The following is a 24,465-nucleotide window of genomic DNA, read 5'->3' as shown; positions in this document are numbered from 1 at the left end:
TTTTCAAGAAGGAATGGTTGGAAAAGTAATAGTCAAATAAACAGCAGGGGCTATGGCCCTTGCTGTTTATGCTTTTCCTTATAACAATGCGGGGTCTCCTTAAATAGTTCTTTAAACTTTTTATAAAAGAAAGTAACACTAGAATATCCTACTTCCTGGGCAATTTCAGGAATAGGTAAATTAGAATTAGCTAGATACAAAGCAGCCTGGTTCAGTCGTTGAATCTGAAGGAGTTCTTTGAATGATTTTCCTGTCCCTTTTTTAAGCAAAGTAGAGAGGTAACTCGGATTAAAGCCGAAAGTCTTCCCCATTTCAACTAGAGAACAGTCCTGGTAATTTTCCTCAATATACTTTAAAAAATCAAGTAAAGAAACTGTGTTATTATTGTCCACGGCTTCATATCTTGTCTGAATATTATTGGTTCGAATTAATGTAGAAAATAAAACGACTAAATAAGAATTGATAATTTCTGCAGAATAAAAGTCACGTTCAAAAAATTCACACATTATATTCTCCATAATTTCCGTGACCTTAATGCCTTTAGGTTTAAAAATCAAGAATTGATTCTGCTTCCGATGACTGACGAGTGATTCAATCATGAATTGAGAGATAATGCTTTTCTGTGACAATCTTCTTAAAAAGCTCGGTGAAAGATAGTCCTGTTTCAAGATGATATTAATAACAATATCTTCTTTGGTGGTGGCAGCTACGCTATGAGGTACTTCATTGTTAATTATAATTAATTCTCCTTGATTCAGTCGGATCTTTTTTTCTCTAATAAGAACAGTACAAGTTCCTCGATGGACAAACATCATCTCTATGTAATCATGCATGTGAAGAGGAATATCTGAGCCAAAGGGCTGCTGAGAGATGGATATGTTCTCCTCAATGGGTGAATCGTTTATATCAAAGGCTCTATTAAAAAGATAAACAGGTTCACCATTTACCATTACAGTATGAGGACTATACTCCTTTAAAACTCTTTCTTTATCAATTGGCCCTAAATGATAGGTGTCTAAGTAACCTTCAAGTTCTATTCGATCCATAAGTACTCCCTATGATTAATAATTAGAGTAATCAATTACTTAATTTTATTATAATCATATTCTTACGATTAGTACAAAGAGGCACTAATACCTGTATCTATCATTTAAATGATGTATGTTTTGAGTGGATGTTTATTAATTTTTAGGATTATTACTTTTGACTTTTAGCAGTTTAGGAGATGTTTTTATAAGTTATGAGTATGTACTTAAATAAAATACCTATGTTATTATACCAACATACATTCCTAGTAATAAAAATTTTCTAACTATTATGAAGAATGTAAGCGTTGACACTATATTTGATGTATAGGGGGAGAAATTATGAGTCTTGACATTGGACTTCAACTTTTTTCAGTAAAAGATGAGTTGAGTACAGATTATTTTCGTACTCTCGAGGAAATTTCAGCTATTGGCTATAAGAACGTGGAATTGATTGCGACGAATATGAAGAACTATTCACGATTTAGCGATACGGTATCAGCGAAGACTTTACGTAATAAATTGGAAGAATTGAATATGACACCTATTGGAGCACACGATGGCGGAGGTTCCCCAGGGCAAAGTCTATTGGATAATGACTGGGATCGTATAATCAAATATAATTACGAGATTGGGTGCCAATGGATTGCGATCCCATCTGCGTTTATGTTATCTCGGGAGGAAGCATTAGAGACAGCCGAACAGCTAAACCGTATAGGGAAACAGACGAGGGAAAACGGGATAAAGCTGTATTTACATAACCACCATTTTGAATTTAGAAGAATCAATGAGCAAGAGACCTTGTATGATGTTCTAATCGAAAACACAGATCCCGATCATGTATTCTTTGAATTGGATGTCCTTTGGGCACATAGAGCGGGGGTTGATCCGATTGGCTTGATGGAGCGGCTAGGTGCTCGTTGTGACGTGATTCATCAGAAAGAACTGTATCCATTTGTACCTGAAGATGGCTTTGAAACCCCAAAGTTTGAACTCCCAGAGATATATAAACCTTATTTTCATGATTCCGAGTCACTTCCAGATATTGCTCCATTAGACTTGGACAGGTTATATCAAAAGGTTAATGAATTGGGATTCGTTAAATACACCATTGTTGAAAATGAATATGCTGAATCCAATAAATTTGCTAGTGTGGCCAAGGACCTTAAAATTCTACAGAAAAAAATTAATTTAAATACACAAAGTGTGTAAGTTTAAACAAAAAGATGAACAAAACGAGACTCATTTTCTAGTGAAAATGTGAAGGAGATTAAACGATGGCAAACGTTAAAATCGGATTTATCGGCTGTGGGGATATTGCCAAGCTGAAGCATTTCCCTGGAATGGCACAACAAAAGGGAGTTGACCTTGTAGCCTTCTGCGACCTTGTGATTGAAAGAGCTGAGGAGGCTGCCAAAAAATACGGAACCCCGGATGCTAAAGTTTACACAGACTACCGTGAACTTCTTGCGGACGAGTCTATTGATGCAGTCCATGTCCTGACTCCAAACGTCGGACATAGTGAAATAACCGTAGCTGCGCTTGATGCAGGAAAACATGTTCTATGTGAAAAACCAATGGCGATTAACCCTGCGGAAGCACAAAAGATGTTGGAGGCAAGGGACAGATCAGGTAAAATGCTTACCATTGGCTATCAGTACCGTCATTTCCATGAAAATGCTATCGCCAAGAAGGTAGTTGATGATGGATGGCTTGGCGATATCTACTATGCTGAAGCAACTTGTATCCGCCGCCGAGGAGTTCCAACATGGGGCGTCTTTACCGATAAGTCTAAACAAGGGGGCGGCCCGTTGATTGATATTGGCACTCACGCCCTTGACCTCACTCTATGGATGATGGATAACTACGAGGTTGACTACGTTGTCGGCAGTTCCTATGAGAAGTTAGGTAGACTGCTGGATGCTGAACATCAGGGTCAGGTGAGCTGGCGCGATGGGTCTCCTGATCCATGGAATAATGAGACCTATGATGTAGAAGACTCTGCTATGGGATTTATTAAAATGAAGAATGGAGCAACTATCAACCTGAGAGCTTCGTGGGCACTCAATATTGTAACAAATCCGGGGATGGTATTGCTTTGCGGAACGAAAGGCGGTCTCGATACTTATGATGGAGTTAGGTTGAATCATGTAGTTGCCGGTCAACCTTCCATCACAAAAGTAGGAGAAAAAGTCAATCCATTTATTCCTGGATTTGGAGGTGGAGATACTCCTCCGTCCAAAGAACATGAAATATGGGTTGCAGCGCTAAAAGGTGAGGGCGAATTGTTTGTCAAAGCTGAACAGGCTTTAGTCGTAACACAAGTTCTGGAAGCTATTTACGAGTCTTCCAGATCAGGGAAACCTGTATATTTGTAATCCCAGGAGGAAGAGGGGGGATGTCTCCCCTCTTTTTGTTGGTTAGACGACCGAGATTTCCTTTTGTTAAAGGAGATGGACCCAGGATCCGTTAAGATTCAATTTTTCTAATTAATCATTAGTAAACTGCTCTGAAGTGATTCGGGTTAGCATTTGATTATAATTGTGATCACCTTGGTCAAACATGTCTCGATATTCTTTAGGGGAAGTTCCGAATCTCTTCTTAAAGGCCTTGTGAAAATAAGAATAGCTTCCAAAACCGCAACTCTCGGCAATAATTTCCAAAGTCATTGGGGTGTACTTCATGCGATCAATGGCATATTTGAGCCTCATGTTTATGGCAGACTGTATAATTGTCGTTCCGTATGTCTCTTTAAAAAGGTGACTTGCTCGAGAAACACTCAATCCCACGTTTTTAGCTAAATCTTTAATGCTGAATTGCTCCATAAAGTGATCTTCAATATATCTTTTAATTAAATCAGCTACGAACTTTGTATTAGGCTCTGGTTGTTTGTGAACCGCATTTGTTCCTTCAATGGTTCGTTTTAGTGACAAGCACAAGGAACGTAACAAATAATCCACAAGTTGGTCATCAGGTATGAGTGTTTGATGATTTTCCAAATAGAGGTGATTCCATAAAGAAAGGATTCTTTCATCCAAGGGAATACGGTTAAATAGTTGTGGTTCAAAGCTCTCCCACCAATGCTGGATCCACGTCCCTTTGCATAATATGAAATAATCGCCGCTTCTCGATTCTCCATCCACTTTTAACTCATATAAATCACCAGGTTTCAAGAGTAATAGATTTCCAGGGTTCATATCTAAACTATTTCCGTTTATACGGACCATAGACTTCCCTTGGACTTGAAGTCTGAAAAGAAAAGTGTCAAGTATTCGATTTTTAAGGATGAACGGTTTCTTATGGTAAGAATAACCACAAACGAGAATTTCTGTGTCCATTCAGTGTTCTCCTTCCAAATATGTAAATACTTCGAGATCTATTAATATGTACCTTGTCTGCTTAATGGATTTATCAATATATTAACACATACTTGGAAAAATGATCTTTAGTAAACGCGTATTATTTACCAAATCAAATAATTCAGTTTTTACTTTAAATATTAATAACTATGATTCGAGCAATCAATACCTCGTTTTTTAACATTATATCTTGAGTTATTGATAGTTACTATTAATTTATAAGAGATGAAATTTAAGTGAGATCAGGAGGTATTATCATTGAAATATGTTTTTCCAAAATCCTTCCTTTGGGGGACAGCTACATCTGCCTACCAAGTAGAGGGAAATAATGATAAATCGGATATGTGGGCTGAAGAATATTCAGAAGGGTCTCCTTACAGAGATTATTCGGGTGATGCCGTCGATCACTATAATCGGTACAAACAGGATATTGAGTTGATGGCAAGCTTAGGTTTAAACAGCTACCGTTTTTCGATTGAGTGGGCGAGAATTGAACCGGAGCAAGGAATATATTCACAAGAGGAATTGGATCATTATCGTGACGTCATTAAGGTATGTTATGACAACAACATCACTCCAGTCGTCACCATGATGCATTTTACGTCTCCACAGTGGCTGATGAAACTAGGCGGTTGGAAAAATCCTGAAACCGCAGATCTATTTGCGAGATATTGCGAGGTTGTATTCAAGGAATTTGGTCAGGATATTCCTTACGTCTTAACAATGAATGAAGTCAATTTGCCTGTTATGTTAAAAGAATTGTTTATTAATATGAACTTTATGCCGCCTGTTGGGATGGATGCCAAGTCATGGACAGCTCCAGGCTGGCGTGAATCGGCTGCTGCAAAATGTGGTACAACCATCGATCAATATTTTACTTTCCATATGGCTTCTGATGAGGCTTCTTTGGAAATTGTGATCGATGCCCACCGGAAAGCAAGAGAAGCGATGAAAAAAGTGAATCCATCCACTAAAGTGGGTCTTTCCTTGGCGTTACCTGAAATCCAGGCTATTGAGGATGGGGAGGAGCAGGCTGCAAAAGTATGGCATGATTATTTTGGGCAATTCAAATCTGTCATTGAGGGTGACGACTTTATTGGTATACAGAACTACACCCGTGAAGTATATGGTCCAGAGGGACAAGTTCCGCTGCGTGATGGAACAGAAGTAACAGCAATGGGATATGAATTTTATCCGGAAGCACTTGCCGGAACTATCCGAAATGTGGCCAAAGAGTTAGATATCCCTGTGTTGGTAACAGAACACGGCATCGCAACAGATGATGATAGCCGTCGGATTGAGTTTATCCAACGAGGACTTAAAGGGCTGCATGCGTGTATGGACGAAGGAATTCAAGTTTTAGGTTATCTTTATTGGTCCACTTTTGACAACTATGAATGGACGTTTGGCTATGATCCGCATTTTGGGATTATTGGGGTCAACCGTGAAACACAAGAGAGAGTAGTAAAAGAAAGCGGTCTTGTTCTAGGGGATATTTCAAGGAATAATGTTGTAAATGAATAGACTTAAACAGATAGTTGAATTGTTTGGACAGGCTGATGAAAAAGCTGGCGTACTTGTCCGAACCCGAAGCGACTTCGGACAGGTCTGAAGTAAAAGCAGGTGTATTTGTCCGAACCTGAAGCAACTTTGGACAGGCCTGAAGAAAAAACAGGTGTATCTGTCCGAACCCAAAGCCATATCGGACAGGTTTGAAGAAAATCTAGTGTTCCTATCCAAATTCTAGTAAATCTTCTTATAGACTTGGAAAAGTATATGGTGATGTTGTAAGAATTAAGTATCTTTCGAAAAGGGTTATTATTTAATCCCTAATAAACAAAAATCTATGAATAAGAAAGGGATTTCGGTTATGAAATATCAAAATCCAGTTATCAGCGGTTTCCATCCAGATCCAAGTATTTGTAGAGTAGGAGAAGATTTTTATCTAGTCACAAGTTCATTTGAATATTTTCCAGGTGTACCGATTTTTCACTCAAAGGATCTTGCTAATTGGAAACAAATAGGTCATTGTTTAACTCGTGATAGTCAATTACCTTTACACGAATCAAAGAGTTCCATGGGGATTTTTGCTCCAACACTTCGATATAATAATGGCCGTTATTATATGATTACAACGAATCTAACAATCGGAAAAAACTTTATCGTATGGACTGAAAACCCTGAAGGCCCTTGGTCAGAACCAATTTGGCTGAATTGGCCTGGAATAGATCCCTCTCTATTATTTGATGAAGATGGAAAGGTTTACCTAACAGGAACACAAGATATCTTTAGTGGAGAACCTTCAGGGATTTATCAGGCTGAAATTGATGTTGATACAGGAGAGATTCTTACTGAGCGCCGCCTAATATGGCAGGGGACAGGCGGGGCCCATCCCGAGGGACCGCATCTCTATAAGATAAACGGCATTTATTATTTGATGATTGCTGAAGGTGGAACAGAATACGGACACATGGTAACCATGGCACGAAGCAATCAGCCTTTTGGTCCTTTTGAAAGTCATCCCAATAACCCAATTCTTACTCATCGCAGCAGTGCAAGTCCGATTCAAGCTACTGGACATGCTGATTTAGTACAGTATATAGATGGCAGTTGGTGGACGGTATTTTTGGGAATACGTCCTGCCCCCATTCCATTTAGCGGAAAGCATCATTATATTGGCAGGGAAACCTTTTTGGCACCAGTGGATTGGAATGACGAAGGCTGGCCGATAATTGGCGCTCAAGTCGAATTAGAAATGGACGGAAGAACACTCAAGCTAGGTGACAAAGAACAGCTAAGTTGCAAAGATGACTTTAATCAGACAGATTTAGATTTTTCTTGGAATTTCTTGCGCAACCCTAGCGAAGAAAGCTGGTCTTTAACTGATAGGCCGGGTTTCCTTACGTTATATGGGTCTTCAACTAGTTTAAATGACTTAGGTTCTCAAGCGTTTGTAGGTCGTAGGCAGCAGCATTTTGAATGTACAGTTTCTACAATTCTTGAATTCTCTCCAACTGAGGAGGGGGAAGAGGCTGGATTAACAGTCTTTATGAACGAGAGATTCCACTATGAAATAGCCTTGGGTACTCGGGGTGGTGTAAAGAAGGTCTTTGTAAGAAGAAGAATCGGTTCTCTTTGGAAGGTTGAGTCTGAGCATGAATATGGAGAAGAAGCGATAATTCTAACGGTTGATGCAGATGCAAAAAATTATATATTTTCCTTTCAACAGCCAAGTGGGGAATCTACTATTTTAGGTTTAGGAGAATGTTCGCTTTTATCAACTGAAGTGGCCGGCGGGTTCACTGGAGTATATTTCGGACTTTATGCCGCAGGAAATGGACAGAAAAAGGGGACTCCTGCTTATTTTGATCGGTTTGAGTATTCTATATAAATCTCTATTAAAAGAGCACCATTGTGAACTGCCCCGTAAATGTTAGACACACTACTAACATTTAGGGGCAGTTCATTGAGGTGATCTTTTGGTGAATTTACAATAGAATCTACCTAGATACGGATTTAATTGAAAGGATTGATATCCCTCCAATTATCGAGAAAACAAACGACATTATAAAAATGGATGAAAATCCTATTGCTGAAATCATAAATGCAGCAATAACCGGGGCAATAGCTTGAGTTACAGTATTTCCTAAATTGTAAATTCCTAGGAAAAATCCAACGCGATCTTTATCAGGGATAACTTTCAAATTTAAAAGGTTATCCAATGAATTCCATATTCCCATTCCCAAACCAGCCATAAAAGCATAAATAATTATACCAATTTCATTTTGTAAAAAGAAAATGCATAGTGCACCAATACCTAATAAAATAGTAGATAAGCCTACTGGTAATTTTAATAATTTGAACTTATCTGCAATAGGCCCAGCAATAAATCCCATAGCAATACCAAATATCAACATTATTAAATTAATTAATTGTATAGAATGTTGTGTAGCAGATGTATTTTTGTGTAAAAAATCTGTCATTATAAATAATAGATAACCTGTAACAGCAAAGTTTCCAATCCCTTGGAAGAGTTTTCCGATTAATGCCAAATAGTAATCATGGCCAACAGACCACTTTGGAAAAATTGTTAATACTTCTTTTATAGACAATTTTCCTTTTTTTGTTGATGTTGATATATCTAATTTCTCGTTCAAGTTTGATGGCTCACGGACAATAAATGCTGTAATCAATGTGCCAATAAATGTAATAATACCAAAAATGATAAAACCTAAACGGTATTGCCCTAAAAAAATAGCTCCTATAATATTAAAACCATTATTGCCGAGCGCCATACCTAAGCCGCCATAAGCAGCTGAGGCTATTCCTTTACCATTTTCAGGTGCTAAGTCTAACCAAGCAACCATTGGTGCTACAATGAAATTTAAAGCAACCTGTCCTAGCATCCAACTTAGTAACAATAAAGGAATAGTAGTACTTATGGAGGCAAAAATCATTGCCAACATAAATACGAATGCTCCGGAGACTAGCCAAGGCGTTCGTTTCCCAAAACGAGACTTTGTACGGTCAGAAAGATATCCAGCGACCATATTTGAAATCGCTGCGGTAATCATCGCTACTGATGAAAATAATGCTACTAATTTAATTTTGTTATCGGCATCCAGATGCTGAATCAAAGCTGGTAAAAATAAACTTACACATGCAATATAGGGTCCAAGCCAGGAAGCTGGTCCAATAATTAATCCTGGTACTAAACGTTTTAGTGATATTGTATTCACGTGGACCTCCGATGTTTCAGTTGTTTCGGTTGTATGTTTTAATGGAATAGCCATGTAAAACTTCCTCTCTGGAAACTAGTAATTTTTTACTGAATAGTAATCAAAATCTGCAAATGAGTCATGCTGATGAGAATCAACTGAGCCTATAAAATTAAACAATCCTGTAAACCCACCAATTTCACCTGGTTCCCCGTTAACGCCTTCATCAGACAGATAAAGAACATCGATATGATCTACAAATAAATGCCAATCCAAGTTGTCACTCAAACGATAAAAGATATCAGCTATACCTGAATTGTAGACAATCTTCAATTCTACTACACCTTCAGGTACTGAAATATTGTTCTGAACAAATTCGATACGTTCTCCTTGTTTAGCCTGTAGTAAACTTAAAACTGTTCCACCAAATGATTCTGAATGAGTTAAGTGGACATATATCCAATTATTCGAATCATAGTAAAGCCCCATACCAGCAGTTTCTGAGTAATGATCAGGATGAAATTCAACTTTTGTTTGAAATTCATAATTAAATGATGTCACTCGTGTTGCCATAATTGCAGGATTTACTTGTGAAAAGAAAGAGTTCTCGCCGTGAATACGCAGATATCCTGGACGCTCAATCGTATTCACCCAATCAACCACTTGATTTCGATAAGGAGTCATAAAATGTATATCATATTTTTCGTTATTAAAATGATCAAATACATCATGAGATAATCTAGTAGATAATTTAACTCCCTCCATACCTTCGACTTCCATCTTTGCTAAATTTGATCCATCTTCCATTTCCAGCCAACTGTCTTCCGTCCACTTCATTTTTTGAATAGACGTTTCACGTCCTAATGGATTTAAGTGAGTTCCATCAATTGGGCGAGACATTAAATGAGCAATATACCATTCGCCTGTTTGGGTTTGAACTAATGAACCATGACCTGCTTTTTGCATTGTAGAATTTGGATTAAACATTTCAAAATGCCCCGCATCTGGATCACCAAGTGAAAATAGATGTCGTGGTGAAGATGTAATAATCGGTTCTCCTGATGGATGAGGTTCATATGGCCCAAAAATACTCTCCGAACGTCCAATCTCTACACCATGTGCATAGCCTGTCCCACCAGCAGCTATAATTAGATAGTAATACCCATTATGCTTATATATTTGTGGTGCTTCAGCACATCCACGACTGGTGAACCCTTGCGTTACTCGGTGCCATTTACCAATAATCCCCCCATTATCTAAATCAACCTCGGCAATTACAATATGTCCAGGCGCTTGATACCCTTGACGTGTTTCCCATTCAAGTATGGAAATGTAATGTTTTCCATTTTTATCATGAAAAATAGCTGGGTCGAAACCTATGGATGTAAGATAAATCGGATCTGACCAAGGTCCATTTATATCTTCTGCCCACATTGCATATGAGTCTGCGTTAAATTCACGACCTGCCATATTTACCATGTGAGAAAATGCTAACCAGTATTTGTTCGTGGAAGAATCATAGGATAAGTGTGGCGCCCAAATACCAGCCGGTGTATTCGTACCACGTAAATTGACTTCACCGTTTTTTAATACGAAACTAATTAGCTCCCAATTTGCTAAATCCATTGATTTAAAAATTTGTATGCCGGGGTTCCAATGAAAAGTGGATGTTGCGATATAATAGACATCCTCGACCCGAATAATTGATGGATCTGGTGCCATACCTGGAATAATTGGATTTTTAATGATTGTCATTTCTCTAGTTCCTTTCGCCGCCTAATGGTTTTTTTTTTAGTCGGTGGTTCAATATAAGCGCTTTCTATTTTACCCCCTCCTTATTTACCCTTTTTTCTAAGAAGCCATAATACCTTAGACAACAGATTGATACCGTTTTCTATTTTGACTATAATAAACATACGCTTCGCTAAATGATCGGTAATCTAGGTGTAATCATTCCAACAACGAAAGCGTTTCCTGTTTTATAGCTATATTATAATAACTATTAATCTGAAAATGCGATTGTACAATGACGGACAAATTTACCCAAATCAAAGGTGGGACTTAAAAAATGGAAAATAATATAAATAGTTTTGTAGGTAATAAAACACAAATTCTCCCGCGTATTGATTGGAATATACGTTTTTTTGGTGCACACAAACAAACGGTTTATACAAATTGGTCAATGACTAAGGAATTTCACCATGCTTTCGAGATATTAATTGTATTAGATGGTGCACAAGAAACATTTATCGAAAATGAACAACATATATTAAAAAGTGATGATATTCTCCTTATCCCTCCTGGCTTTGAGCATATCAATAAATGTATCTCCACTAAATCTATGACCTATTTTTGTGCTCATTTTGATATAGACGAACCTTCTTTACGAATGAAAATAATGAAAAACTGTGATTGGGTCTATAAACCTTCCAATTCATATCATAGTAGGCTAAAAAAATGTCTTCAAAAATGGATTGACATTTTGGATGAACCAGAAATATTGGTTTCTAAAGCAAAATTAAGAGCGCAAGTTGTCCTTTTTGAGTTATTAGAAGTATTGGTAGATATACAGCCACTAAACACGGACATAGGAACAAATCAATCAATGACTACAGCAAAATATGCCAAAGAAATTGCTGAAGCAATAAAGTGGACCTTTAAAAAAAGATGTATAGAGAAAAATGAAAATGTAGATTACACAATTCACATACAACCGATTATTGCTTCTCTTGGGATAAGCCCCAATTATGGATTAGAAGTCTTTCAGAAAATTTACCATATGTCTCCCCGTAAATATTTATCTGATCTAAAATTGCAAGAGGCTAAAATTTTACTCCAACAACCTGAAATATCTTTAAAAGAGATTGCAAATCGTTTAGGTTATAAAAACCTTTCTCACTTTAGCAGACAATTTAAAAGGTGGACTGGATTAAATCCTACCGAATTTCGTAAAAAAACTTACGTGTAAACATATAAAGGGATATATATATATTTCTGGCATATGATTGATGGATGTTTTGGCAGGTGTCGACTGAAGAAGCAGGAGGATTTACGGGTGTATTTTTGGACTTTATTGACGACAGTCGCTCAAGTAAATGGACCAGCAGGGTAGTCAAGAGAGCTTATTGACGACCGTCATCCAATAAAATTAATCATCAGAGTATTCAATAACCATTTATTGGTAGAAGCTGCCATTTACTAGCAGCTTTATTTTTATTGATGAAGTTACCTAAGTTGAACAAGGATTTTCTAGGTGATTAACATATCATAACTATTTTTCACAGAATTTGATGAACTTGTCTTGATGTATTAAAATCCAAGAAACTCTTTGTGCAGCCTTACGAATATACCTCTTGACGGTATCAATAGAGTCAACCCCGTCCCAATAACGGCCGAGAAAATGGATAAAGACATCTAAACTTCGAAGCTGGATTAGAAGCGGAAGGGCATGAATTTCTCCTTCTGTCAGCTGAATCCTACTGCCATACCCCGTTAGGAAGGCAGTAATCTTTTTAAAAATAATGGTCTCATCCTCTTCATCGTCTATAAAATCGGAAACAGAAACAGCCACTTCCATCACTCGTAAATCATGTGTAACAAATTCAAAATCAAGAATGGCGGAAATCTTTTCATCCCCTCCCGATAGAATGTTGGAAGCATTTAAATCTCCATGGACGAGCTGGTGGGGAAGCCTTTTTAAAAATGGAACTCTGTCTTGAAATGAAACTAGTTGTTTGTAGATAATTAATAATTCTTGAGTTAACTCCACAAAGTCCCCTGGTGGAGTTAGTGAAAAATCTTTAATCTGATCCAAAGAACATCTTGGGTGTGTACTATCCATATCATAATACGGTTTATATACCGGCAGTTGATTTATACTGACCTCGGCAAGTTCTGCAGTAAGTTGACCAGTCACATTACCAAATGAATATATTTGATCTAAGTCCTCTAGGGCGGGATTCATCCCATCGACAAATCTAAACAATCCTGCAAGTAATCCGGACTCTGTTTTGACAATGGTTTGCCCATCTTTTGTTCTCATTGGTACTGGTATGGAGAAGGAAAGAGGGCGTTCTTTTAATGCTAGTAATACAGCATGTTCATAGTTTACCTTGTTTTCATCTTGATGGGTTTCGTAAATTCTCAGTACGTATTGCTCATTGTTTGTCAGAATAAATATGGTTGTATTGTTTTCCCCACTTGGCCCGGGAACAATCTCCCAGTTATCCATTGGGAAGTACAAAGGTACTATTTCTTCAATAAATGATAAATTTTTTTTCATCTATCCAAAATCCTTTTTTAAAAGAAGTCTATCATGTACTTAAAAAAGAAAAAAGTAATTTTGAATAGAGAAATTGGAAGTAAAGAATTATTGAATTAACCATAATCTTTGAATCAAGCAGCAATAGAATCAGGACACCACCCTATTATTAAGTTTTATAATTGTTTAGGTCAAAAATTTGCCTATTTTCAGTCAAAAAAAGGGATGTTTTATACAAAAATTAGGTATATTATAAAACTTATAATAGAAAGCGCTTTCTATAAGTGGGATTGTATTAGAACACTTAGTCATTTAGTTTAACATTCATATTCTTATATCCAGATTTAATGGGAGGCTTTTAATAGGTTAGATTGAAAGATTATATGTTTAGAACTTTAGGGAGGAGTTTTTTAAACATGCGAAAATATGAAACAAGTGCCATCGACCAATTACAAAAGGAAACAACGATTATCGAAAATCACGGAGTGAACATTATCGTAAAACCAAGCCCTGGAGAAGAGAGACCAGGATTTATTGATCCTAAGGAATTAAGTCTTATGGATAATCATTGGGCAGGAAAGCTAGATGGGGAAGAACCTGCAGCCATGCCGCCAATGGAAGTATTGATTCCCATCATGAGGGAAACCATGGGATTCCCTAACTATAATTTAAACACAGTAGAAATACATACAAAATATGAAGAGATTACAGATAGCGGAAATACAGTAGGCTTGTGGCGTTATTACCCAAGAAAATCTGAAAAGAATCCGAAACGTCCTGCTTTTGTATTTTTTCATGGAGGCGGATGGATTGGCGGCAGCGTCTATACGGTTGAAAACTTCTGCAAATTGATAGCTGAATTAGCAGATGCGGTTGTATTTAACGTAGACTATTCTTTAGCTCCAGAGAAGAAATTTCCTAATGGTTTAAATGACAATTATTATGCAGTCAAGCATGTTTATGACCATGCAGAAGCCTATGGCATTGACCCTGATAAAATCTGCGTTGGCGGAGATAGTGCGGGTGGAAACTATACAGCCGCAGTCTGTTTAAAAGCAAGAGATGAAGGAACACCCAAAATTGCGATGCAGGTACTGATTTATCCGGCAATTACACAAGCGGATGCCAAGGTTGAAGGATATGAGTGGAGTGAGAACTTTTTTGAAAAGTCAATGGAGCACAAGGACATCATCAATGGGCTAATTTCACTTGGAAGACCTTCAAAATTTGAAGATAATCTTTTTTTAGGGGCTTATATTTCTGATAAGGAAGATGTCAATCATCCATATGTTAGCCCAATGCTTGCCGAATCACATGCAGGTCTGCCAAAAGCGATTCTAGCAGGAGCAGAATTTGACGGTTTGCGCATTCATACAGAGTTTTATGCAAAGCAGCTTCTGGATGCAGGAGTAGAAACCACTTGTTTCCGTTATAAAGGGATGACCCATGCCTTTATTGATAAATTAGGCCATGTTCCGCAGGCAGAGGATTTGTGTATCGAGATAGCAAAGGCAATTAGGAAAATATAACACTAAAAAGATATTTCGAAATTCATAAAAAGTTTATTAAATAAAAGATAAGAAAGCGTTGACAACTCTCTTAGTATGATAGTATATTATTAACATGAAAGCGATAACAAAATATTACTAGGATTGTTACTGGTCAGGCAGGCAAAACCTAAATCACATGAACGTTTTGAGTATGATGCTCGAAAGGTCCGTGATTTTGGTTTTGCCTGTCTTTTTGTCTTTTGTTATTCTCCCGCGGGTTCTATCATTCTTTCTATTTTATATTAATGGAGGTTACGAACATGAAGTATGAAAAGTTAGCTAAAGACATACTTGAATTAGTTGGCGGAAAAGAAAATATCAACAGTGTTTTCCACTGTGTTACAAGACTTCGTTTCAAATTGAAAGACGAAGGCAAGGCGAAAACAGAGGAAATTAAAAATCTAGATGGTGTTGTTACGGTCATGAAAAGTGGCGGACAATACCAGGTCGTTATCGGAAATCACGTACCAGATGTTTATGCTGCAGTATTAGAAGTTGGAGGTCTTAGCGGAGTGAGTGAAAGCGCTTCAAATAATGATGAAAAAGTAGGATTAGGTGCTAAATTCATCGACATGATTTCAGGAGTTTTCACCCCAATCTTGGGCGTACTTGCTGCAACCGGTATGCTAAAAGGTTTCGCTGCATTGATTTTAGCCTTACATTGGGTAGAAGCAACATCGGGAACTTATAACTTGCTAAATATTGCAGGAGATGGATTGTTTAACTTCTTACCAATTTTCCTAGGTTACACAGCCATGAAAAAATTTGGTGGAACCCCGTTTGTCGGTATGGCAATCGCCGCAGCACTTGTTCATCCAGGGCTAACAGCGTTGTCAGCAGGAAAACCCCTTTATACCTTATTTAAAGGAACGTTATTCCAGTCTGATATTCATATCACATTCTTAGGAATTCCAGTTATCTTAATGAGTTATGCATCAAGTGTTATTCCAATTGTCTTGTCAGCATTTTTTGCAGTAAAGGTAGAAAAAGGATTCAAGAAAGTGGTTCCTGATGTAGTAAAAGCATTCCTAGTTCCATTCTTAACGATCATGGTTATGGTTCCAGTAACCTTCCTAGTCATCGGACCAATTGCAACATGGGCTGGTAGTTTACTAGGTGCGGCAACCATTTGGATTTATCAATTAAGTCCAATTGTGGCTGGTTTAATCCTTGGTGGTTTCTGGCAAGTGTTCGTTATGTTCGGTCTTCACTGGGGACTTGTTCCAATTGCAATGAACAACATTACATCTATGCATTACGACCCAGTTTTAGCTACAGTCACTTTCGTATCTTTTGCTCAAACTGGTGCTGTTTTAGGTGTTATGTTAAAGACAAAAAACAAGAAGTTGAAATCTCTAAGCATCCCAGCTTTCATTTCAGGTATTTTCGGTGTGACAGAACCAGCGATTTACGGTATTACATTACCGCTTAAAAAGCCTTTTATTATGAGTTGTATCGCTGGTGGAATTGGTGGCGGAATTATCGGTGCTTTTGCAAGTAAATTATGGATGTTTGGTGGAATGGGAATTTTCGCAATTCCAAGTTTTATCAAACCAGGTGCAGGACTTGATACAGCATTCTGGGGTGCTATGATTGCGATTTTAGTATCTTTCGTAGTAGGATTTGTCTTAACTTATCTTTTTGGCTTCAAAGACACTGCTCAAAAAGAAGAAACAAAAGTAGAAGTGAAAAAAGTAGAAGTGAAAAAAGCAGATGGTCCGGTAGGAGTTGTAAGCCCTATTAGAGGTCAAATTGTTCCTTTATCTGAAGTAAAAGACCAAGTATTTGCAAGTGAAGCCATGGGTAAAGGCGTAGCGATTAACCCATCCGAAGGAAAAGTATTTGCTCCTGTGAATGGTGCAGTAACTACCTTGTTTAAAACCAAGCATGCGATCGGTCTTACAGCTGAAGACGGTGCTCAAATCCTTATTCACGTGGGCATGGATACAGTAGAATTAGACGGAAAGTACTTTACTGCTCATGTAAAACAAGACGATGTAGTAAAAGCAGGAGATTTATTGGTGGAGTTTGATGTTGAAGCGATTAAAGCAGCTGGCTATCAAGTTGTTACACCGGTTGTTGTTACAAACACTCCTGATTATAAAGAAGTTAATGTGGTAAAAACAGGTCGAGTTAATACAAATGAGAGAATATTAGTGCTTAATTAATAAAAATATGGTTTCGGTCTCAAAGCCGGAACCATAAATCCTATACATTACTTGGAGGTAAAAATAATGGCAAATTTTAAATTTCCTAAAAACTTTTTATGGGGCGGAGCAACCGCTGCAAACCAATTAGAAGGTGCGTATAATGAAGGCGGCAAAGGATTATCGATTTTCGATATGGTCAAATTTGTGCCAAAAGAGGAACGCGGAAACGATATCGAGATGGATGTCAGAAGCGAAAAAGAATTAAAAGAATTATTATCCTTACAGGATGGAGAAAATTTTCCGAAGCGACGCGGAATTGATTTTTACCACCGTTATCAGGAAGATATCGCTTTGTTTGCGGAAATGGGCTTTAAAGTCTTCCGTATGTCTATTTCTTGGCCTCGTATTTTTCCAAATGGCGATGAGTTAACGCCTAATGAAGAAGGTCTAGCATTCTATGATAAAGTATTTAATGAATTGCAAAAATATGGTATCGAGCCTTTGGTCACTTTATCACACTATGAAATTCCTCTAAACTTGGTTCAAAAATACAACGGCTGGACGGACCGTCGCGTAGTTGAGTTCTTTGTAAATTATGCGGAAACCGTATTTAATCGTTACAAAGATAAAGTGAAGTATTGGCTTACATTTAATGAAATCAATATCTCGCAATTTTCTCCGTATATCGGTTCAGGTATTCTAGTTGATCGTGTGGAGCATAAGGAACAGGCCGTTTATCAAGCGCTTCACCATCAATTTGTAGCTAGTGCAAGAGCAGTTAAGGCTTGCCATGAAATCATTCCTGGTTCGCAAATCGGCTGTATGTTGGCTCGGATGGAAGTATATCCAGAAACATGTAATCCAGCCGATGTACTAGTCGCATTGGAAGAAGACCAAAAGAATCTATTCTTCACAGATGTACAGGTTCGAGGCTATTATCCAAGCCATATGTTAAGTTATTTTGAGAAAAATAACATCCAAATTGAGATGTTACCTGGTGATGAAGAAATCTTGCTGCAACACCCAGTTGACTTCCTATCATTTAGCTACTATATGACAATGGTGGCGAGCGGTGATCCTGAAAAATTGAAACAAAAAGGGAACTTTTCGAGTGGAATTTTGAACCCTTATTTAGAAACATCTGATTGGGGCTGGCAAATTGACCCTACAGGCCTAAGAATCACATTGAAGAAATTGTATGACCGCTATCAAGTGCCTTTATTTATTGTAGAAAATGGCTTAGGTGCGTATGACAAGGTAGAAGAAGATGGTTCAATTCAAGATGATTACCGAATTGATTATCTACGTGAGCATATAAAAGCCATGGGAGCTGCCATTCAGGATGGAGTAGACCTAATTGGATACACCACTTGGGGATGTATTGATTTAATCAGTGCTGGTACTTCAGAAATGTCTAAACGCTATGGGTTTATCTATGTAGATCAAGATGATTATGGTAATGGTACATTAAAACGGACACCGAAAAAATCTTTCCATTGGTACAAAGATGTTATAGCCACTGATGGAGAGAAGCTTTAACTATTAAAATAATATGGTTAATCTATTTATAAAAATGGATGATGGCAGCAAGACATGAGGCCGCAAAAGGAAAAGGTCCGATAATTGGTTGTTTACAGGTGGGATTGAATTATTAAAGATGACTATATGCAATGTGTAGTTGACTGGAGCTCTTATTATTAAGGGCTCTTTTTTTCATTCTCTGTTAATCTACGAACATATTGAAATAAAAATTAGAACAAATATCGTCCTGTTTTCAGCCAAAAAGGGGAAAGCGATTTAAGGCTGTTTTTTATATCATAATAATAGTAATAGTAATAGGAAACGCTTTCAGGTGGTGCCGCAATTAGTTGCAACATCGCTTACTATTGGTATAAGGATGGGAACATATGAAAATATCAGCAGTCATTTTTGATTTAGATGGTGTGATTGTTTCAACTGACGAATATCATTACCAAGCATGGAAACAAATCAGTGATCAAGAAAATATATATTTTGATAGAGAAATAAATGAAAAACTTCGCGGTGTAAGCAGAATGGAAAGTCTCGATATTATTCTGAGTCATTCGGATAAAGCTTACAGTGAAAAGGAGAAACTTCTTCTTGCACAGAGGAAAAATGAGATCTATTGTGAACTGCTTAACAAGTTATCACCCAACGATATTTTACCAGGCGTTATCAATCTCTTAATAGGTTTAAAAGGTAGGGATATAAAAATCGCTATCGGTTCTTCAAGCAGAAATACTCCCTTTATTTTAGATCAAATTGGATTGGCAGCTAATTTTGATGCGATTGCAGATGGAAACAGTATTAAAAAAAGTAAGCCAGATCCAGAGGTATTTTTACTAGCAGCAAAAATGCTCGGCTTGGAACCTGAAGAGTGTGCTGTTATTGAAGATGCCCAAGCGGGAATTGATGCGGCAAAGGCTGCTGGGATGAAGGCGGTCGGTATAGGTTCCGCAGCTAATTGTTTAAATGCAGATATGAAATTTCAAGATTTAACCAATTTAGATATAAACCAGCTATTAGAAGTTAATCAGATTAGGAGTTGAAAACCATGTTAAAACTTAATGAGAGTCTAGCCCATTTAAAAAATAAACCCTTCTTCCTAAGTGATAAAGATATCGAGTGGGTGGAAGAAACTCTGCAATCGATGAGTTTACATGAAAAGGTGGGACAATTATTTTGTCCGATTGGCGGTTCAGGCAATAAAGAAGAGTTAGAACCATTTATTGCGAATTATCATCCTGGGGGCATCATGTACCGGCCGGATACAGGCGCAAAAATACAGGAAACACACCGGTTGTTACAAGAGCTTTCTCCAGTTCCTTTATTGATCTCTGCTAACTTAGAAGCTGGCGGAAATGGCATTGCTACAGATGGCACCTATTTCGGAAAACAAATGCAGGTGGCCGCAACCGACAATGAAGATATGGCCTATAAATTAGGATTAGTTGCTGGCCGTGAAGGACGGGCAGCTGGGTGTAACTGGGCTTTTGCACCGATTGTTGATATAGATATGAACTATCGAAATCCAATCACAAATGTAAGAACATATGGGTCTGACCCGATCAGAGTTGCTCAAATGTCTAAAGCTTTTATGGAGGGAATTCATGAAAGCGGACTTGCAGCGGCAGTCAAGCACTTCCCAGGGGATGGAGTAGATGACAGAGACCAGCATCTCTTAGCATCCGTAAACAGCTTATCTACTGAGGACTGGGATCAAACCTTTGGGATGGTCTATAAAGAGATGATTGACAGTGGATCTAAATCGATAATGGCAGGACATATCATTCTCCCAGAGTATTCGAGAAAACTAATGCCAGGTATTAAGGATGAACAAATCATGCCGGCCACACTTGCACCAGAATTACTCAATGGTCTATTAAGAGGAAATCTAGGTTTTAATGGTTTAATTGTGACTGATGCATCCCCTATGTTAGGGTTCACTACTTCAGAAAGAAGAGAGATTGCTGTACCTAAGGCAATTGCTTCAGGCTGTGATATGTTCCTCTTTAACCGTAATATAAAAGAAGATTATGAGTTTATGTTAAAAGGGATTGAAACAGGTATTCTAACTTTAGAAAGAGTAGATGAAGCTGTTACTAGAGTACTTGCTCTTAAAGCATCACTAGGTCTGCATGTACAAAAGGAAATGGGCACTTTAGTACCCGGGGAAGCGGGATTATCGGTCTTACAGTGCGAAGAACATAAGGATTGGGCAAGAGAATGTGCAGACCAATCCATTACATTAGTAAAGGATACACAAAAACTACTCCCTATAAATGCTGAAAAGTATAAGAGGGTTCGTCTGTATGTATTAGGTGATCATGAAGGAGGCCTAAAGGAAGGCGGTTCTGTCACCCAGCCGTTCATCGACTCTCTTGAATATGCTGGATTCCAAATAGAACTTTATAATGATAAGCAAGTTAATTTTCAAGAGTTGTTTATGAGTGTGAACGATTTTAAAGAGAAATATGATCTTATCATCTATGTTGCGAATCTTGAAACAGCAAGTAACCAAACAACGGTTAGAATTAATTGGCAGCAGCCTTTGAATGCCAATGCTCCATGGTTTGTAAAAGATATTCCTACATTATTTATATCGGTTGCAAACCCGTACCACCTTCAGGACGTTCCAATGGTGAGGACCTATATCAATGCTTATTCATCTAATGAATTTGTGGTTGAAGCAATTATGGACAAAATTTTAGGTAAGTCTGAATTTAAAGGGAAGAGTCCAGTAGATCCGTTCTGTGGGAAATGGGATACTAGATTTTAATTAAGAGAAAGCACTCCATTTTCAAAATGGAGTGCTGCTCCTCTTAATTGGTTTCCTAACTCCCTTTATCTTTGATTTGAGCAATGTTAATCTTTCTTTTCAATATTAAATAATATAAAAGCGTTTGCTAAAATAAATTTATGGAAATATCAGTTTAATCTTTTAAATAGTTACATGTTTTGTGACTACCTATTGAGAGGAAAATGAAAACATGAAAATAAAAAATTTGAAAACAAACCGTATTACAAACCCACTGGGATTTGATTTAGGAAAGCCGCGTTTATCTTTTGTCACTAATGACACAACCGCTAAAAAACAAACAGCTGCGCAAATTGAGGTTGCCCTTGATGAAAAATTTGCAGTTATAGTATTTGATAGTGGAAAGAGTCCGGAGATTGATAGTCTTGCTTTTGAACTTCCTATTCAATTGGAGCCCTGTACGCGCTACTTTTGGCGAGTGACGGTTTGGGCGGATAATGGGGATGTGGCCGCTAGTGACACCGCTTGGTTTGAAACGGCCAAAATGGCAGAACCTTGGGAGGCAAAGTGGATTACACCAGAACTTGATAAGGAAATACACCCTGTTTTAAACAGGAATTTTGAACTGTCAAAGGAAGTTGTTTCTGCCCGTGCCTATGTATGTGGCTTAGGTTTATATGAAATGGAGATTAACGGTGAAAAGGCTGGGGATGAATACCTGGCTCCAAATTTCAATGCCTATGACAAATGGCTGCAATACCAGACCTATGATATTACTGATCTAGTTAGAACGGGACAAAACTCAGTTGAAGTTAGTCTTGGAAATGGATTATACAAGGGCCGCTTTGGTTTTGAAGGCGGAGAAACGGAAGTTTATGGTGATCAATTTGCCCTTCTATGTGAAATTGTTATAAACCATGCAGATGGAACAACGACCGTCATTCATTCGGATGAATCATGGAAAGCCAGAAAGAGCAATATTCTATTTAGTGGTTTATATGATGGTGAGATTTACGATACAACCTTTACTGATGGTACATCGTACAATGTTAAGATGCTTGACCCAGGATACGACAGACTAAAGGCAAGATTGAGCCTGCCGGTAGTAGTGAAGGAAGAGTTAAAGCCGATTGACGTGATCAAAACTCCAGCTGGAGAAACGGTTTTGGACATGGGCCAGAATATGGTTGGCTGGGTTCAATTTAAAACCAAAGCTCCAAAGGGTTCTGAAATTGTTTTACAGTATGGGGAACTACTGCAGGAAGGGAATTTTTATCAGGACAATCTGCGGACGGCAAAGGCAGAGTTCAGGTATATCTCCAATGGAGAAGAATCAACGGTAAGGCCGCATTTTACTTATTATGGATTTAGATATGTGAAAGTATCCGGTTGGAACGGGGAAGTAAATAAGGATGATTTCACAGGATGTGTCTTGTATTCGGATATGGATCAAACGGGAAGTTTTGAAACTAGTAATCCATTGGTTAATCGATTATTCTTGAACGCTTTATGGGGGCAAAAAGGGAATTTCTTAGATGTACCAACAGATTGCCCTCAGCGTGATGAACGGATGGGCTGGACTGGCGACGCTCAAGTCTTTTCAGGAACAGCTGCCTTCAATATGGATACCTACGCTTTCTTTAGTAAATACGGTTATGACCTTGCTCAGGAACAATCAACATTAGATGGGATGGTTCCAATGGTAGTCCCAATGGCAACAGTTAAAGGCGGCGGTTCAAGTGCATGGGGAGAGGCAGCTACTGTCATCCCGTGGAATGTCTATCTTCACTATGGTGATAAAGCGATCCTTGAACAGCAATTCGATAGTATGAAGGGCTGGGTTGATTTTATTAAAAGGGCAGACGAAGCTTCTGTTGCTAAAAGGCTTTGGACAACAGGCTTCCATTTTGGTGACTGGCTGGCATTGGATGGGGATGATCCCAATTCTCCAATGGGTGGAACAGAAACAGCTTTTATTTCATCAGCTTATTATTACTATTCGGCTATGCTGGTGGCAAAGGCAGCAAAGGTACTAGGCAAGGAGGGAATTGCCGAGGAGTACGAACAGTTATCAAATGAAGTAAGAGCTGCAATCCAAGCAGAATACTTTACTTCTACAGGACGTCTCGCCCTGAATAATCAAACAGCATTTGTTGTTGCCTTATTTATGGATCTTGTTCCAGAAGCACATAGTGAAAGATTAGCTAATGATTTACGTCAAAGATTGAAAAAGGATAAGAACCATTTAAAGACAGGATTTGTGGGAACACCTTACCTCTGCAGAGTGTTGTCAGAGAACGGAAACAATGATTTAGCTTATACACTTCTCTTAAATAAGGATTATCCAAGCTGGTTATACGCCGTAACAATGGGAGCAACAACCATTTGGGAACGTTGGAACTCTGTATTACCGGACGGCAAGATTAGTGGAACCGACATGAACTCATTAAATCACTATGCATATGGTTCGATTGTGGAATGGATGTATCGAAACGTGGCAGGAATCAACCCTGTTGAAGATCAGCCAGGCTTTAGACATGTAAGATTAGCGCCACAGCCTGATTACCGATTAAAGTATGCAAAGGCAACACTGGATTCATCAGCAGGTTTATACGAAAGTCAGTGGGAACTAAATGAAGACGGACAGTTGAATTTTAAATTTGTTATTCCTTTTAATACTACGGCTACAGTTGAATTACCTGATGCGAGGCTAGAAAACATCCTTCTAAATGGAAGGTCTTTAAACGAAGTAGAAGTTAGTGCTAGTCAATCCGATAAACAGGTGCATGTTGAACTAAACAGTGGAACCTGGGAATTTTTCTATACACCGGAGGCTGACTATTTAAAATACTACAGTACACAAATGCCATTAAGTGAATTGCTTGGAAATGATAAAGTGAAAATTGTATTGGCAGATTCAGTACCTCAAGTTGCAGCATTTCCTCAGGAAATGATTTCCAATATAGGCCATCAATCTCTAAGGGAATTGTCCCATATGCCGTTCTTGCCAATTTCAGCAGAAGTTCTCGACGAGTTAGATGTAAAGCTAAACAAAATAAAAGTGATGGTTCAATAATCTATAATTGATAGTCATTCATAAAAAGGACGAGACAGGAGAAATGA

At 38.0% G+C, this 24,465-nt stretch carries 16 protein-coding genes; 11 read left to right on the top strand and 5 right to left on the bottom strand.

Annotated features, from left to right (window positions below; genetic code table 11):
• Nucleotides 1-50 precede the first annotated feature (50 nt).
• On the bottom strand, nucleotides 51-1,046 hold the full coding sequence (locus tag V7266_RS22600) for an AraC family transcriptional regulator (RefSeq protein ID WP_335471230.1): 996 nt from the start codon (nucleotides 1,044-1,046) through the stop codon (nucleotides 51-53).
• Between the two features lie 321 nt (nucleotides 1,047-1,367).
• Here V7266_RS22600 and V7266_RS22595 point away from each other — a divergent pair, with 321 nt between their 5' ends.
• Together V7266_RS22595 and V7266_RS22590 are read left to right on the top strand one after the other, a co-directional pair.
• Nucleotides 1,368-2,237: a sugar phosphate isomerase/epimerase family protein gene (locus V7266_RS22595; RefSeq protein ID WP_335471229.1), complete on the top strand. Its 870-nt coding sequence runs from the start codon at nucleotides 1,368-1,370 to the stop codon at nucleotides 2,235-2,237.
• Between the two features lie 65 nt (nucleotides 2,238-2,302).
• Nucleotides 2,303-3,403, top strand: coding sequence for a Gfo/Idh/MocA family protein (locus V7266_RS22590; protein ID WP_335471228.1), 1,101 nt, complete (start codon nucleotides 2,303-2,305; stop codon nucleotides 3,401-3,403).
• Nucleotides 3,404-3,514: 111 nt separating this feature from the next.
• Here the strand turns inward: V7266_RS22590 and V7266_RS22585 are convergent, their stop codons facing one another.
• On the bottom strand, nucleotides 3,515-4,363 hold the full coding sequence (locus tag V7266_RS22585; protein ID WP_335471224.1) for a helix-turn-helix domain-containing protein: 849 nt from the start codon (nucleotides 4,361-4,363) through the stop codon (nucleotides 3,515-3,517).
• A 279-nt stretch (nucleotides 4,364-4,642) separates the two neighbouring features.
• Here V7266_RS22585 and V7266_RS22580 point away from each other — a divergent pair, with 279 nt between their 5' ends.
• The gene (locus V7266_RS22580; RefSeq protein WP_335471221.1) at nucleotides 4,643-5,908 is read left to right on the top strand and encodes a glycoside hydrolase family 1 protein; all 1,266 of its coding nucleotides are present in this window, start codon (nucleotides 4,643-4,645) and stop codon (nucleotides 5,906-5,908) included.
• Nucleotides 5,909-6,254: 346 nt separating this feature from the next.
• Nucleotides 6,255-7,775: a glycoside hydrolase family 43 protein gene (locus V7266_RS22575; protein ID WP_335471220.1), complete on the top strand. Its 1,521-nt coding sequence runs from the start codon at nucleotides 6,255-6,257 to the stop codon at nucleotides 7,773-7,775.
• A gap of 109 nt (nucleotides 7,776-7,884) precedes the next feature.
• On the opposite strand, the gene V7266_RS22570 is transcribed toward V7266_RS22575, so the two are convergent.
• Nucleotides 7,885-9,177: an MFS transporter gene (locus V7266_RS22570; RefSeq protein WP_335471219.1), complete on the bottom strand. Its 1,293-nt coding sequence runs from the start codon at nucleotides 9,175-9,177 to the stop codon at nucleotides 7,885-7,887.
• A 21-nt stretch (nucleotides 9,178-9,198) separates the two neighbouring features.
• Nucleotides 9,199-10,857, bottom strand: a complete 1,659-nt coding sequence (locus V7266_RS22565; RefSeq protein ID WP_335471218.1) for a family 43 glycosylhydrolase — start codon at nucleotides 10,855-10,857, stop codon at nucleotides 9,199-9,201.
• A gap of 313 nt (nucleotides 10,858-11,170) precedes the next feature.
• On the opposite strand from V7266_RS22565, the gene V7266_RS22560 reads away from it, so the two are divergent.
• Nucleotides 11,171-12,070, top strand: coding sequence for an AraC family transcriptional regulator (locus tag V7266_RS22560; RefSeq protein WP_335471216.1), 900 nt, complete (start codon nucleotides 11,171-11,173; stop codon nucleotides 12,068-12,070).
• A gap of 303 nt (nucleotides 12,071-12,373) precedes the next feature.
• Here the strand turns inward: V7266_RS22560 and V7266_RS22555 are convergent, their stop codons facing one another.
• The gene (locus tag V7266_RS22555) at nucleotides 12,374-13,384 is read right to left on the bottom strand and encodes a phosphotransferase (RefSeq protein WP_335471213.1); all 1,011 of its coding nucleotides are present in this window, start codon (nucleotides 13,382-13,384) and stop codon (nucleotides 12,374-12,376) included.
• Between the two features lie 395 nt (nucleotides 13,385-13,779).
• Here V7266_RS22555 and V7266_RS22550 point away from each other — a divergent pair, with 395 nt between their 5' ends.
• The 6 genes from V7266_RS22550 to V7266_RS22525 all read left to right on the top strand — a co-directional run bounded on the left by V7266_RS22550 (nucleotide 13,780) and on the right by V7266_RS22525 (nucleotide 24,418).
• Nucleotides 13,780-14,892 (top strand): alpha/beta hydrolase, encoded by a 1,113-nt coding sequence (locus tag V7266_RS22550; protein WP_335471210.1) that lies wholly within the window; start codon nucleotides 13,780-13,782, stop codon nucleotides 14,890-14,892.
• A 281-nt stretch (nucleotides 14,893-15,173) separates the two neighbouring features.
• On the top strand, nucleotides 15,174-17,081 hold the full coding sequence (locus V7266_RS22545) for a beta-glucoside-specific PTS transporter subunit IIABC (RefSeq protein WP_335471208.1): 1,908 nt from the start codon (nucleotides 15,174-15,176) through the stop codon (nucleotides 17,079-17,081).
• Between the two features lie 66 nt (nucleotides 17,082-17,147).
• Nucleotides 17,148-18,602 carry a glycoside hydrolase family 1 protein gene (locus V7266_RS22540; RefSeq protein ID WP_335471205.1) on the top strand — a complete coding sequence of 485 codons (1,455 nt, stop codon included), beginning with the start codon at nucleotides 17,148-17,150 and terminating at the stop codon, nucleotides 18,600-18,602.
• Between the two features lie 368 nt (nucleotides 18,603-18,970).
• Nucleotides 18,971-19,633 carry a beta-phosphoglucomutase gene (pgmB, locus tag V7266_RS22535; protein WP_335471203.1) on the top strand — a complete coding sequence of 221 codons (663 nt, stop codon included), beginning with the start codon at nucleotides 18,971-18,973 and terminating at the stop codon, nucleotides 19,631-19,633.
• Between the two features lie 5 nt (nucleotides 19,634-19,638).
• Entirely contained in the window at nucleotides 19,639-21,363 is a 1,725-nt protein-coding gene (locus tag V7266_RS22530; RefSeq protein WP_335471201.1) for a glycoside hydrolase family 3 protein, read from the top strand.
• Between the two features lie 211 nt (nucleotides 21,364-21,574).
• Nucleotides 21,575-24,418: a glycoside hydrolase family 78 protein gene (locus tag V7266_RS22525; RefSeq protein ID WP_335471199.1), complete on the top strand. Its 2,844-nt coding sequence runs from the start codon at nucleotides 21,575-21,577 to the stop codon at nucleotides 24,416-24,418.
• Nucleotides 24,419-24,465 lie beyond the last annotated feature (47 nt).

The organism is Neobacillus drentensis (genome assembly GCF_036965645.1).
GTDB lineage: Bacteria > Bacillota > Bacilli > Bacillales > Cytobacillaceae > Neobacillus > Neobacillus drentensis_D.
This window is presented reverse-complemented; position numbering and strand designations above follow the sequence as displayed.

Bases quoted from the DNA above. Each gene is read 5' to 3' on its own strand.
- V7266_RS22600 (WP_335471230.1), bottom strand. From the start codon at position 1,046: ATGGATCGAATAGAACTTGAAGGTTACTTAGACACCTATCATTTAGGG.
- V7266_RS22595 (WP_335471229.1), top strand. From the start codon at position 1,368: ATGAGTCTTGACATTGGACTTCAACTTTTTTCAGTAAAAGATGAGTTG.
- V7266_RS22590 (WP_335471228.1), top strand. From the start codon at position 2,303: ATGGCAAACGTTAAAATCGGATTTATCGGCTGTGGGGATATTGCCAAG.
- V7266_RS22585 (WP_335471224.1), bottom strand. From the start codon at position 4,363: ATGGACACAGAAATTCTCGTTTGTGGTTATTCTTACCATAAGAAACCG.
- V7266_RS22575 (WP_335471220.1), top strand. From the start codon at position 6,255: ATGAAATATCAAAATCCAGTTATCAGCGGTTTCCATCCAGATCCAAGT.
- V7266_RS22570 (WP_335471219.1), bottom strand. From the start codon at position 9,177: ATGGCTATTCCATTAAAACATACAACCGAAACAACTGAAACATCGGAG.
- V7266_RS22565 (WP_335471218.1), bottom strand. From the start codon at position 10,857: ATGACAATCATTAAAAATCCAATTATTCCAGGTATGGCACCAGATCCA.
- V7266_RS22560 (WP_335471216.1), top strand. From the start codon at position 11,171: ATGGAAAATAATATAAATAGTTTTGTAGGTAATAAAACACAAATTCTC.
- V7266_RS22555 (WP_335471213.1), bottom strand. From the start codon at position 13,384: ATGAAAAAAAATTTATCATTTATTGAAGAAATAGTACCTTTGTACTTC.
- V7266_RS22550 (WP_335471210.1), top strand. From the start codon at position 13,780: ATGCGAAAATATGAAACAAGTGCCATCGACCAATTACAAAAGGAAACA.
- V7266_RS22545 (WP_335471208.1), top strand. From the start codon at position 15,174: ATGAAGTATGAAAAGTTAGCTAAAGACATACTTGAATTAGTTGGCGGA.
- V7266_RS22540 (WP_335471205.1), top strand. From the start codon at position 17,148: ATGGCAAATTTTAAATTTCCTAAAAACTTTTTATGGGGCGGAGCAACC.
- pgmB (WP_335471203.1), top strand. From the start codon at position 18,971: ATGAAAATATCAGCAGTCATTTTTGATTTAGATGGTGTGATTGTTTCA.
- V7266_RS22530 (WP_335471201.1), top strand. From the start codon at position 19,639: ATGTTAAAACTTAATGAGAGTCTAGCCCATTTAAAAAATAAACCCTTC.
- V7266_RS22525 (WP_335471199.1), top strand. From the start codon at position 21,575: ATGAAAATAAAAAATTTGAAAACAAACCGTATTACAAACCCACTGGGA.